This window comes from Psychrobacter sp. AT9, from assembly GCF_047272965.1.
Classification (GTDB): domain Bacteria; phylum Pseudomonadota; class Gammaproteobacteria; order Pseudomonadales; family Moraxellaceae; genus Psychrobacter; species Psychrobacter glaciei.
This window is the reverse complement of the sequence record NZ_JBKOTW010000001.1, coordinates 649,561-663,315: the sequence shown is the minus strand read 5'-3', so window position 1 is coordinate 663,315 and position 13,755 is coordinate 649,561. Positions and strand designations below refer to the sequence as shown.

Below are 13,755 nucleotides of genomic sequence, written 5' to 3'. Positions count from 1 at the left end.
TGGGATATTATTTTCATGCTAAAATAATGCGGATTTGCCTATTCCTTTTATAAAATTTTGCACCCTATCTGTTATTCCTTCCTTTTATGACATTGACGATATAAGCAGCGCTCCTATGACTCAAACGATTACTTCTCAACATGACGCCACCTCTAGCTCAGCGCAATCTGCTGATGATTTCATCCTCACGCCACCTGCCGTGTTTCCTTACAAGAAACAACAACTGACCGCACGTGCCCGTATCACCGAGCAAATGGCGTCACGAATTTTGATGTTAGACGGCGCAATGGGTACGCAGATTCAAACCTATAAATTAGAAGAAGCGGATTATCGTGGTGAGCGCTTTGCGGATATAGACCAAGACGTGCGCGGCAATAATGATTTGCTCGTACTCTCGCAACCACAAATGATTATAGACATCCATAACGATCATTTGACTGCTGGTGCGGATATCATCGAGACCAATAGCTTCAACGGTACGCGTCTATCCATGGCCGACTACGACATGGAGTATTTGGTACCTGAGCTAAATAAGACGGCAGCTCAACTTGCCCGCAGTGCAGCAGATGCGTTCACTGCCAAGACACCTGACAAGCCTCGTTTCGTCGCTGGTGTCGTGGGCCCTACCTCACGTACTTGCTCGCTATCACCAGATGTCAATGATCCAGCCTTTCGTAATATTACCTTTGATGAGCTAGTGCTGAACTATCGTGAGGCGACCTTGTGCTTGATAGAGGGTGGTGTTGATCTTATATTGATTGAGACAATTTTTGATACGCTCAATGCAAAAGCGGCGATATTTGCCATTACTGGCGTGTTTGATGACATCGGTTTTGAATTACCGATTATGATTTCGGGTACGATTACTGATGCCTCAGGTCGTACCTTATCAGGTCAAACGGCCGAAGCATTTTATAACTCAATTCGTCATGCAAAACCCCTGTCAGTTGGCTTCAACTGCGCGCTTGGTGCTGATGCGCTACGTCCACACATTCAAACGTTATCTAATATCGCCAATACTTATGTGTCAGCGCATCCAAACGCGGGTCTACCCAATGAGTTTGGTGAATATGATGAAACGGCTGATGAAACCACTGCGCTGCTAGAAGGCTTTGCCAAAGCGGGCATCTTAAATATCGTGGGCGGCTGTTGTGGTACGACACCAGAACACATTCGCCAAATCGCTAACATGGTGAAAAACTATGCGCCGCGCGTGATTCCTGAAATCGCTCCTGCCTGCCGCTTGTCTGGGCTTGAGCCATTTACCATCACAGCAGACAGTTTGTTCGTCAACGTGGGTGAGCGTACCAACGTGACAGGCTCTAAAAAGTTTTTGCGCTTGATCAAAACGGAAGCCTACACCGAAGCGCTCGATGTTGCGCGTGATCAGGTAGAAGGTGGCGCGCAAATCGTCGATATCAACATGGATGAGGGCATGCTCGACTCCAAGCAGGCGATGATTCATTTCGTCAATCTAGTTTCTGGCGAGCCAGACATCAGCCGTGTACCGCTCATGATTGACTCCTCTAAATGGGACATCATCGAAGAAGGCCTAAAACGCACGCAGGGCAAATCTGTCGTTAACTCCATCTCTCTAAAAGAAGGTCATGCTGAGTTCGTCGAGCGTGCCAAACTGTGTATGCGCTATGGCGCCGCCGTTATCGTCATGGCCTTTGATGAAGATGGTCAGGCCGACACTTATGAGCGTAAAATCCAGATTTGTCAGCGCAGCTATGATGTGTTGGTTAACGAAGTTGGTTTCCCTTCTGAAGATATTATCTTTGACCCGAACATCTTTGCCGTTGCTACTGGTATCACTGAGCACAATAACTACGGTGCAGACTTTATTAACGCCACTAAGTGGATTACAGATAACTTGCCAAATGCTATGGTATCGGGCGGCGTATCCAACGTGTCGTTTAGTTTCCGTGGTAACCCGATTCGTGAAGCCATCAACTCTGTCTTCCTGTTTCATGCGATTACAAACGGCCTGACCATGGGTATCGTCAACCCAGCCATGCTTGAGTTATACGATGACATTCCAAAGGAAGCGCGGGACGCTATCGAAGATGTCATGCTCAACCGCAATCAAGGCGAAACAGGTCAGGACGCAACTGAACGCCTGATGACAGCTGCCGAAAACTATCAAGATGGTGGCAAGAAAAAAGAAAGCACGGTCGACATGAGCTGGCGCGAAGGCACCGTCGAAGCGCGTATTGCTCACGCACTGGTAAAAGGTATTACCACCTTTATCGAAGCCGATACCAAAGAAGCGTGGGAGAAATATCCCAAACCGCTAGAAGTCATCGAAGGCCCACTCATGGACGGTATGAATATCGTCGGTGATCTATTTGGTGCCGGTAAAATGTTCCTACCGCAAGTGGTCAAATCTGCACGCGTGATGAAGCAGTCAGTCGCGTGGCTAAACCCGTATATCGAAGCCGAAAAAGTAGAAGGCGAAACCAAAGGTAAAATTCTGATGGCGACCGTCAAAGGCGACGTACATGATATCGGCAAAAACATCGTCGGCGTGGTGCTTGGCTGTAATGGCTATGACATTGTTGATTTGGGTGTGATGGTACCTTGTGAAAAAATCCTCGATACCGCCATTGCAGAAAAAGTCGATATCATCGGACTGTCTGGTTTGATTACCCCAAGTCTCGATGAAATGGTGTACGTGGCCAAGCAAATGCAAGAGCGCGGCATGACGCTACCATTGATGATTGGCGGTGCCACGACCTCTAAAGCGCATACTGCGGTCAAGGTTGAGCCGCAGTATCAAAATGATGGTGTCATCTACGTCACTGATGCCTCACGTTCTGTTGGTGTGGTCACCAAGCTATTATCAAAAGAGCATCGTCAAGCGCTGATCGATGAGACACGCGAAGAGTACGTCAAGGTACGTGAGCGTCTGGCCAAGCGTCAGCCAAAAGCGGCCAAGATCTCTTATGCGAACTCGGTCAAGATTGGATTTCAGTACGATTGGGAAAACTATGTGCCACCAGTGCCTAATAAGTTAGGCCAAGTGATATTGGATGATTACCCTATTATCAACCTACTGCCATATATCGATTGGACGCCGTTCTTTATCTCTTGGGGACTGGTCGGTAAGTATCCGAAAATATTGCAAGACGATGTGGTTGGCGAAGCGGCTCGTGATTTATTTGAAAATGCCAATGAGCTGATGCAAAAGATGATCGATGAGAAATCACTCGTGGCCAAAGGCGTGTTTAAACTCATGCCAGCGCGTCGTACTGGTGCCGATACCGTCACAGTCTATGACAATGCGCCTGCTAATGGCGGCAAACCAACCTATCAGTTTGAACACTTACGTCAGCAAAGCGACAAAGCAAGCGGCAAGCCGAACTTTAGCTTGGCGGACTTTATCTCGCCATCAGACACTCACACCGATCACTTGGGCGGCTTTACCGTCTCCATCGTCGGTACAGAAGTACTCGCTGAACAATATAAAGCGGCAGGTGATGACTATAATGCCATTATGGTACAGGCACTGTCTGACCGCTTAGCTGAAGCATTCGCTGAACATCTGCATGAGCTCATTCGTAAAGAATATTGGGGTTACCAGCCGACTGAGTCACTCACCAATGATGAGATGATTAAAGAAAAATACGTCGGTATCCGCCCTGCCCCTGGCTACCCTGCTTGTCCTGAGCATACCGAAAAAGGCAAGTTGTTTGATTGGCTCGGTACGGTAGATGCGATCGGTACAACGCTAACTGAAAGCTATGCGATGTGGCCTGCGTCATCGGTCAGCGGATTCTATTACTCGCATCCTGATAGTGAGTACTTCAATGTCGGTAAAATCAGCCGTGACCAGTTAGAGAGCTATGCTGAGCGTAAAGGCTGGGATATGAAGACTGCTGAGAAGTGGTTGAATCCGAATTTGTAGTCGATTGACCAATCAACTTATAGAAACCTAATAGTACTTTTTTGGCTTACTTATTTAATATGGGTAAGCCATTTTTTATGGCATTTCATTTTGCTTACCATCAGCAAACTTATCGCTACGTTCATAGTAAAATACTTTCATCATTTGCTAACAATAACCATGCTAGATTATTGTCTATTCTATTACTTTTATCTTTGTGAGATAGGCTATGAATCAGATTGCATTACTTTCTAGTTGGATTGGCAAAACCTTTGCAATCTGGGCATTGGTCAGTGCTGTTTTGGGATTTATTTTTCCTGAATTTTTTGCCTCGTTGGCTTTTTTGATCGTTCCCATACTTGGCATCATTATGTTTGGGATGGGCATGACGCTCAAAACGGAAGATTTTCTGGAAATTGTCAAACGCCCCAAACCTGTACTGGTTGGTCTATTAGCACAATTCACGCTCATGCCTCTCATTGCTTACTTATTAACAGTAATTTTCAACCTTGATCCTTTAATCGCGGTCGGTGTTATCTTGGTTGGTTGTTGCCCTGGCGGTACTTCTAGTAACGTGATTACGTTCTTAGCCAAAGGTGATGTGGCATTGAGTGTGGCGATTACCTCTATCTCTACCCTGCTTGCACCTTTTCTGACTCCTATTCTGCTCAGTGTTTTTGCGGGGCAGCTGATTGATATCGATTTGGCCAGTATGATGATAACTATTACAAAAATCGTAATCTTGCCCATATTACTGGGTGTTATCTTTCATAAATTTTTGGGTAAAAAGATCGAGTTCGTCACCGAGGTATTACCGATGGTATCAGTATTGGGTATCTCTATTATCATCGCGGCAGTGGTAGCCGTGTCTAAAGCGACCATCTTGGATAGTGGTGCTATCGTATTTATCGTGGTTGCCTTACATAATATGACGGGTTATACCTTGGGATATGTAATCGCTCACTTGTTTGGCTTTACGGAGAAACAACGCCGCGCGATTATGATAGAAGTGGGCATGCAAAACTCTGGTCTAGGCGCTGCTCTTGCGGCAACTTATTTCAACCCTGTCGCTGCCTTACCTAGTGCAATATTTAGTGTATGGCATAATTTTAGTGGTGCGTTGGTTGCGAATATTTTTGCGAAAAGAGATAGTAAGTAGTGGTTTTATTGCTTGTATCTTGATAGTGAATACTTCAACGTGGGTAAAATCAGCCGTGATCAGTCAGAAAACTATAAAAAACATAAATTATGATGCGTCAAGAGAATACTACTGAGGAATTCTTTAATTTGCAGTAATTGAGTGCTTTATTATGCAGTCAATTACTGTAAATCTATATGTAGCTATACCGTCTGCTCTACTTCATTTAGTAAAAATGCAGTAGAGCAGACGGTATTTCGTTATGTATATCTTCTTATTTTTAAAATAAACACTGTTATTGTTCAATCTCCTCCATCAAAAGTATCCGCAATGAAAAAATCTTCAATAATACGATTATTTTGCTAATAAATTTACCTTCAATAGACCTCTTCCGTTTTTACACTCTTTTATCTGATAACCAACCTTTTCATTTTACTGATTTAGAAAATACTTTTTGGATTGGATTAACTGAAAAATGTTTGATATATTCGTTCATACGTATATATTTTCTTTAATTATTGTATTAAGGAGGTTCAAGGTAGTTATCTTTAGCTGAGTAAGATTTTATATTTTTAAATCAAGGAGCGATAAAAATGAAATCATTTAAACTAACACTATTAGCCATTACAACTGCTCTCATTTTACAAGGATGTGGGGACGACTCCGATTCTGATGACTCACCAACATCGCAACCTGATCAACCAGATATCACACAACCCGATCAGCCTAATATAGATACCGAAATCATTGGGATGTGGAGTAGCGATGATACCCCTAATGGAGAACTATCAACAATTATATTCATGGATGATGGGACCTATATACAGACCCAAGTTGATGGTAGCCAGTCAACCAGTGAAGCTGGAAATGGTATGGAATTAGGCAGTTATAGCGTCAGTAGTGCAGAAGGCAAACTAACCGCTACGCCTATCTTTGATAAAAACGGTACCTCTGGATTATCAGATTCTGTCATGCGTTATGCTCAAGTATCTAACAGTAAGCTTATCCTGAAAGTAGATGAGAACGAAAATGGCATCATTGATAGTAACGAAAGTTATCGCTTCTCAGAAACTAAGTCTGAAGGTATCTTAGGACCTTGGGATTTTGATGATGCTGATGACAACGAGCTACTTGGCTTGGCATTCTTAGAAAATGGCACTTATATCCAGGTGCAAGTTGATGAGGATGGTTCAGTCAATAATTCCGAAAATGGTATGGAATGGGGAAACTACACTATTAATGCTGTTACTGGTCAACTATCTACTACAATAATTTATGATGATAACGCGGGTACTGGATTATCAGAACCACGCACGCGTTACGCTCGAGTGACAGGTAATACTGCCCTTACTATTGAAGTAGATGATAACCAAGACGATGTCATAGACGATGAAGAGATGTTTAAATTCTCAAGACCTTAATCTAGTAACAGCTACTGACAGCCTGTGAAGCTATGCAGTCATAGTGGTTTTAGTCTTTCTAGGCAAGAGTGTTTATACACAAACGACTGGTATCAACTCTTCTATAAATTAGATAACGGTCTCGAATAGAGTAAGCACTCATTGAAAACAATTAGTGAATTTTTTAATTCCAATATCAAGGCTGGTTTACTAGATTCATGATTTACACAGTTTTACCAATGAACTTGTGCTCAAAATTAATGAGCAACTGCCTGAAAGGTACAAAGTAGCAGTGATAAGTAGTGTGATTGTTAGTAGTAATTAATTTAATAAAAATTCAGCCAATCTATGATCGGCTGAATTTTTAGATTTAAACTAATCAATCTTTACCCTTCCCCCGCCGACACTTCTCTGAACAATAAATCACCTGCTCCCAGTCCTTCTCCCACTTCTTACGCCACGTAAACGGGTGCTGACAGACGGGGCAGATTTTTTGCGGTAAATTTACTTTTTTGTGTGCCATCATCTGCCCTCTTGTGCCGTATATCTAATATCTATGGTTAATGTTTACTGCCTACTTATCTTCTTTTTGATGATCCAGTCCTTCATATTTTTTCACCCGTCGGCATTGGTCGGAACAATAGACCATGCTCTCCCAATTTTTATCCAACTTTTTAGTCCAGCTAAATTCACGCTCGCAGACAGGGCAAAGTTTTTTGCGGACGTTCTTTTTTTTGTGCGCCATAATTTTCTCATTGGTTTGATATAGTCGATTCACTACCATCGGATACGGTGTCAGTCTTGCTTCACATACTGTTTGTAGCACTCTTACTCGCCATCATTGTATCCAAAGTAGCTGTTGCCGACTATATTACCATTGTCTCTTAATCATAAGCCCTATTTATACGTGCTATTCCTATTCATAAATGCTAATCATCAGCATTGCTCATAAGCGTTAATAACTAACCATTAGTTGTTAATCGTCAGCTATTAATCATAGTCGTCAAAGATTTTATTTAGGCGATTGAGACTATTAACGATTAGCTTGCCAGATTGATCGGTACTGGTATCAATCGCTAGCTTTTCATCCATACGCATCGTTAATGGCTCTAGCGCTTGCTTGAGTGCAGTTGCCATCAGTGCGGTCTGCTGATGGATGTCAGGGATATCGCTATCTGCCGATTGATTCTCATCACTCTTAGCTAGGGTCTCAGTTAAACTATTAGACAGGCTATCCGCCATTTTTTGCGCAAGTTGTTCAACGGCATCGACCAGCTGCACCATCAGTGCTTTTTGCACGTCTTGGTTTTGCTTGAGATACTCACCTTCTGCCTTTCCAGCATTGTGATCGTGCTTATATATTTGCAGCAATTGACTCACACTTTTCTCAAAACCATTATCGATACTGTCGCTGACAACTTTGGCATTATTGACCACACTATCGGCGAGGATTTTTTGTGACTCTAATTGAGCGTTTAGCTGGGCATCGAGTTGCGCTTGTTGTCCTGCTTCTCGTAAGCGAGCGATTTGCTCTGGATCGTTTTTCGTTAAGTATGTCTCAAACTGGCTACTGATGGCATTGAAGCCACTGGCCAAGTCGACCAACTGGGCAACGATACGTGCGCCCGTATCGCCATCTTCACCGCCCATGGCTTTGTTACGTAAAAAGTCGGCTTTGATTTGCGCCCAACGCTGCATTTCTGCTTCGGTCAAGACACCGCGCATCTCGCCAAGCTTGAGCAAGTTACTCTCTGCGCCTTGGGTCAATAGCTGCGACTCGCCCAGATAATGATCGTCTATCAGCTGGTTCAGCTCGCTTTCATTCATGACCGCCGATAGCTTTTCGGTCATCTTATTCATATTACGATAACTGCCTTGCAGCTTGAATATCGGCTCAACACGATACTTATCATCTTGCGAAGCGGAGGCAATATAGGCTTGGTTGACATCCAGAATGACTTCTTGCACCCTAAACATATGGCGCAAGATGGCGATAATTTCGTTAACTTCTGAGGTGCTATACGGATACGTCAAATCGCTGCTTTGTGCTTGTGCGAGGTTGGCATTGTCCGTTTTTGCCATTTTAATCAAACGATGCACATCGCTTAAGTCACGGTTGGCCATTGGTGCGAGGACGGTATTAGAGGTCAGCGAGTTTTCGATATAACTGAGTGCAAACACCTCTTCCATGCCACTCATGATATCGCCTAAGTTGTAGATATCAGCACGGTTGGCGAGCATGTCCGGCACTTTAAAAGCTTCACCGCTTTCGGTATATGGGTTACCTGCCATGACCACGCAGAACTTTTTGCCACGCATATCATAAGTCTTAGTCTTACCTTGCCAGACACCATCGATACGGCGTGTGCCATCGCCCAATGAGATAAACTTCTGTAAAAATTCCGCATGCGTATGCTGAATATCATCAAGATACAGCATGACGTTATTGCCCATCTCAAAGGCCAAGTTGATTTTATTCAGCTCTTCTCGCGCAGTAGCATTAGGTGCTTTTTCGGGATCTAATGAGGTGACGTCATGACCGAGTGACGGACAGTTAATCTTCATAAAGATAAGTCCGAGACGGTTTGCCACATACTCCATCAAGGTGGTTTTACCATACCCTGGTGGCGATATCATCATGAGGATACCCATCAAATCGGTACGCTTATCCTCGCCGACCGTGCCCATCTGTTTGGCGAGGTTGTCACCGATGAGCGGCAGGTAGCTCTCGTTAATCAGACGGTTACGTACAAACGAGGACAATGGATGCGGCATAAATTCGTCCAGTCGCAACGTCTCTTTTGAGTCATGCAATATCTCTGAGCGCATGGCCAGATAACGTCTATAGGCAGGGATAACTTGGGTATCATGATGATGTAGACGATTTAAGAAATCATCGACGGCAAAGGTTAAGGTCTGCTGATGAATACGCGCATGCTCACCCAGTAAGTTATTAACCTGACTCTCAAGCGATACCTTACCCGTGCTACGTTCAAAGCTCTGCACTTGATTGAGCGGATTATTAATACTGGTCAATGATGTAGTCGATGACGTAGCCGACGAGGTGATTGAAGAAAATGACAAGGCTGATGGCGTAGCATTTGCGCCTGTACTGTTTAAACCTTGATTGCCCAATCCTTTAGCACTTAGCCCTTTATTAAAAGCCCCTTTATCAAAGCTAGCACCTGAATCAATGAGTCGTTGCACCAAGGCTTCACGCTGAGCATCATTTAACTGGGTAAGTAAGACAGCAATGGCTTCGGGCACATAATGACGGCCACTTTCTAATTGCTGCTTGCGTAGCGCGTTTTGTGTTTCAATCTCGGCAAGCTGCTCTTCACTGAGTGTCTCGCCTGCCTCATCCGTGCCATCAGCCGACTCCGTACCACCATAAGTCTTATCAAGTAGTGCATGAAACCATGTGGCTAATAGCTCATAGGCTGATTTGGGTTGGAAGCCAAGCTTACTGATAGAAGATTGTAGTTGGTCAAAACTGGCGGTATTTTGCGTGCTACCTGAAGCGCTATTCAACGTTTGGCTTAGCTGCTCACACAACTGCTGTGCTTGTTGACTGGTTTGCCATTTTATTGTGTTATATGCACCTGCATTCGATTCCGCCGACTGCCCCATGACACTCACGAGATACTCACAGGCAAGCTGAACGTAGCTTGGTTTGAAGATGTTGGCGTTATGAGTATCACTGGTATTTGAATCTGGTTCTGAATGCTTGCTAGCACCGTTATCAGCGCTAAGACTGTCGTCATTATGAGCCATAACAAAATGACGCATCACTTGGCTCATGTCCTCGACCAGTAAAGATTTAGCCGTATCACTGCCCAATGCACGGCGCAGTTGCTCGGCGGTAGCGGCTCTATCCGTCCAGTTATTTGCACGTGTCAGCACTGATTCATTCAGCCATTTGTCATAACCGAACTGGCGTAAGCTATCTAAACCAAGCGCTTGTACGATGTTTAGTTGCCAATAAAACAACTGTGCCAAGGCACGTACTTGCGGGGTATAAATCAGTAGCCCTGCCTCACGCAACGTTGGCAGGATTTGCATCAATAATAGCGTGGCATCATGGTCATGAATGCCTTTGTCATAACCAAGCTGATAGCGAGGGGTGGCATAAGCTTTGACCAGTTTAGACAATGAGCTGTCATTATCAATGTCGCCATTAACATCTAGGGTAATGACAGTCGCATCGTATGCTTGATATAAACGTTCTTCGGTTAGTCCGTCTTGACTGCTCTTAGCACTTTCGATAATGCTATAGGCTAAGTACTCGGCGCGATATACCTTGTCAGACTCGGAAGCAATATTCATGTCCCAGTACGGGCGCAAGGCGTTTAGCTCAGTATTATTAAGCACTTCATAATAGTCGGTACCCGTTAGATGCAAATTCAGCACACGCTTGCCATCTGACTGCTGACGACTCAATAAGGTCAAATCCAATGGCTGAGTATTGACCGAAAAGCGATGCTTACCCAGTTTGATGATTTGGCCACCATCTTCAAACAAGTCCGACTTGTCTTTTAAACTCTTATAGCTCTCGATTTGAATGGCTTTTAGACGGGCGTCGATGTCATCGGCTTTTACGCTAAAGCCCATCGCTTGCAGCTCTTTTGCGATATTACGGACTTTTTGCACCAGACCATCAGCCGCAAAATACGTATTTAACGCTTCTTCCTCTGTAAAGCCGGTGACACCTGTGCTTTGCGTACGTTTTTTAATACTTTCAAGCATTCGCAGCGCACCATCACCTAAATTTTGCGCTTTACGGTTGCGAGCATCGAGCAGTTGCTGCTTATGGTTTTCAAAAGTCTCGTAAATCTCTTCACGCTTGCTGATGATGTCGGCTAAAAACTGATCGCCACTATTGGTCTCTGGATCAGCGAACTGACTCTCCAACTCTTCTAGCTGCACTAATAGTTTTGCCATTTGCTCGTCTGATTTCTCAGGCGTATTGGCAATGGATAACGCATTGGCAATCGACTGACCGAACAGTTTAAACTGAGCACCAAATTGCGCTACGGCCTCAGCAGATCCTAGATTTTTGCGTTTATGATTAAGTTTGGCTTTACTCTGATTCAGGCTGGCATAAATGGTCGATATGTCATCGATGATTTGCGTACGCACTGTGGCATCGGCCACATCTAGCGTCCCTAGCAACTCGGTTAATAGATCTAACCCTTGCGCTGTCTCATCGATTTTTTCTAGTACGGGTTTTAGCTCAGCATTGGTTTCAGCGGTGTTTAAGCGCTCACTGACATCGACCAATATGCCTTCGTAGCTTGATAGCGCCTCTTCACCACTTAAGAACAATACCGTTTTTTCAGCCAGCTCGCTCTCTGCTTCCTCTAATTGCTTTTGCAATGCTTGTAACTTATCAGCATCTAGATAGCGCAAATCCTCCAAGCTGACCAAACGGCCTTTTTGGCGTCTTAATGCTGACAACTGATCGACATAATCACTGGCCGACTCAAAGCTAGTAACGCGTATCTGCCGCAAAATCTCACTTTGCTGCGTATCGGCATCGGCTAACGCGGTTTGGGTTTGCTTTTGGATACTTTGTACTTTAGCGAACTCGTCAATGACCAGTTCAGCCGTGGCCGTCACTTCTTTAATACTACTGGCGACTTCGCTCAGCTCAGGCTCAGACAACCAGTAATAGCTGTCAAAGAGACGACTGGTATTATTGCTAAGCTCTTCATAGAGCTTCTGTGACACGCTTTGATTGTCAATCAGGCGGGTAATGCTATAAAGATCTGAGATACCACGTACCAGCTCTTTATTGCCAATCTTACCATAGAAACTCGTGCTCTCTGGCAACTCACTGACATACTCATGCGAGGCGTAAGGCGTATGCCATATCTGCATCGGGTGAATACGAGACGGCTCACTTTGGTCACTGAACAGTACCAAACGGCCATTCTCAGCCAAAGCCATACCGTTACAATAGATAGGATTTGCCAATTGCTTTTTAATCAAGTTATAAGGAAACAGCCCTGTGACGCCCAAGTCTCGGTCGTAAAATAAGAATAAAACATCTTCCCCATTCGGCGATACAATTTTACGCTTAAACCGTAAGTCAGTAGCGCCAACGTTATTGGCCTCAAACAGCTTATACTCACCCGTCTGTAGATAGTAACCACCCGGAAACATGATGCCGTGGTCTTCTGGTAGCTGAACACACGACTGACCAATCGCATCCAATCGCAGCACCGCTTCGGTCAAGGTGTTATAAACAAAATAACGGTAGTCCTCTTCACGATAGGGCAATATTTTGAGCAGTATTAGACTGCCAACTTTGGCATAAGCAATCTCAGCGTCCGTCAGCGACTGGGTGCGGTCATTGACCGGTTCGCTATAAATACCTTGCCCCGACTGCGTATTGTCCTCAATCTTAATGGTCAAATCACCACCGACCGTTTCTACAAATATCGTGTCTAAGATATTCATATGGGGATATTTGCCATTCACCATTTGATCGCGTGTGGTCTCAATCCAGTCAAAATCATAAGCAGGTGGCAGTTCAATGTCACGCTCGCCTCGATTGTCTACATAAGCGACTTGCGCTGACTCTGGTGTGCCTTGGCTAAAATCTAGCGCAAAACGAAACACTCGAATATCGGTGATGCGCTCGCCAATCTGAAACGCCAATAGCAATTTGCTGTCTTTCACCGTTATTTGAATCAGGCGCGTTTGCTTGTAATATCGATACAACTCATTAAAGTCTTGAACAAAGGCATCTTGATCTAAAAACGTTCCTTTTAAATCGACTTCTTCGAGCTGATACTCTTCTTCATTACCAGCTGGCTCGTTCAGACGATATAACGATAATACATCCTTGATGTTGCTCGCGCGTTTGAGCCCCATAAAAACGTTGTAGCCAAACAGCAAATAATCGCCGACCTGCACCATGTCTTGTGCCACACAGTTGTATTCAGTACGAATACGGGTACGGGCAATGACTTGCATTTGAGTGCTGCCAAACTCTTCGAGACGCGCATTATTTAGCGTCTGCGTCTGCGTCTCTAAACGACCGCCTTGTTCCGTCAGACGTTTTTTGATGAGCTCATAAGCATTGCCTGAAGCAACTGCCTGATCGGTTTGGTTGGCTTGATTAGCGTTATCGTTGCTGTCTGAATTTGTTGAGTTTTGCGTGTCCGCCATCTTTGCTCGTCCGTTTCTGTTTTTACATAATATAGTCAATCCTTTATAAAAGAGCTACAGCGTTAACCTCGCTTGAAGTATCACAGTTACATCTGCACTCGGTTGCCTTGTATCTCTTTTAAACTGAATCCACTACAAGAGAATTTTGGGCA

Annotated in this window: 6 protein-coding genes; 3 read left to right on the top strand and 3 right to left on the bottom strand. The window is 44.4% G+C overall.

The features are described from left to right. Positions 1–223: 223 nt before the first annotated feature. The 3 genes from metH to ACMFL8_RS02700 all read left to right on the top strand — a co-directional run bounded on the left by metH (position 224) and on the right by ACMFL8_RS02700 (position 6,448). Positions 224–3,910 (top strand): methionine synthase, encoded by a 3,687-nt coding sequence (gene metH / locus ACMFL8_RS02710; RefSeq protein WP_413191360.1) that lies wholly within the window; start codon positions 224–226, stop codon positions 3,908–3,910. A 208-nt stretch (positions 3,911–4,118) separates the two neighbouring features. Next, positions 4,119–5,048, top strand: a complete 930-nt coding sequence (locus tag ACMFL8_RS02705; protein WP_413190027.1) for a bile acid:sodium symporter family protein — start codon at positions 4,119–4,121, stop codon at positions 5,046–5,048. A 572-nt stretch (positions 5,049–5,620) separates the two neighbouring features. Then, on the top strand, positions 5,621–6,448 hold the full coding sequence (locus tag ACMFL8_RS02700; protein ID WP_413190026.1) for a hypothetical protein: 828 nt from the start codon (positions 5,621–5,623) through the stop codon (positions 6,446–6,448). 358 nt (positions 6,449–6,806) lie between these two features. Here ACMFL8_RS02700 and ACMFL8_RS02695 read toward each other — a convergent pair whose 3' ends face one another. The 3 genes from ACMFL8_RS02695 to ACMFL8_RS02685 all read right to left on the bottom strand — a co-directional run bounded on the left by ACMFL8_RS02695 (position 6,807) and on the right by ACMFL8_RS02685 (position 13,603). Continuing rightward, a complete protein-coding gene (locus tag ACMFL8_RS02695) occupies positions 6,807–6,950 on the bottom strand; it encodes a DUF2256 domain-containing protein (RefSeq protein ID WP_413191359.1) in 144 nt (47 codons plus the stop codon). Positions 6,951–7,001: 51 nt separating this feature from the next. Further along, on the bottom strand, positions 7,002–7,172 hold the full coding sequence (locus ACMFL8_RS02690) for a DUF2256 domain-containing protein (protein ID WP_010196547.1): 171 nt from the start codon (positions 7,170–7,172) through the stop codon (positions 7,002–7,004). 245 nt (positions 7,173–7,417) lie between these two features. After that, positions 7,418–13,603, bottom strand: a complete 6,186-nt coding sequence (locus tag ACMFL8_RS02685) for a DNA repair ATPase (protein WP_413190025.1) — start codon at positions 13,601–13,603, stop codon at positions 7,418–7,420. Positions 13,604–13,755 lie beyond the last annotated feature (152 nt).

Excerpts from the sequence above, each read along its gene's own strand:
- ACMFL8_RS02705 (WP_413190027.1), top strand. The coding sequence starts at position 4,119 with ATGAATCAGATTGCATTACTTTCTAGTTGGATTGGCAAAACCTTTGCA.
- ACMFL8_RS02700 (WP_413190026.1), top strand. The coding sequence starts at position 5,621 with ATGAAATCATTTAAACTAACACTATTAGCCATTACAACTGCTCTCATT.
- ACMFL8_RS02695 (WP_413191359.1), bottom strand. The coding sequence starts at position 6,950 with ATGGCACACAAAAAAGTAAATTTACCGCAAAAAATCTGCCCCGTCTGT.
- ACMFL8_RS02690 (WP_010196547.1), bottom strand. The coding sequence starts at position 7,172 with ATGGCGCACAAAAAAAAGAACGTCCGCAAAAAACTTTGCCCTGTCTGC.
- ACMFL8_RS02685 (WP_413190025.1), bottom strand. The coding sequence starts at position 13,603 with ATGGCGGACACGCAAAACTCAACAAATTCAGACAGCAACGATAACGCT.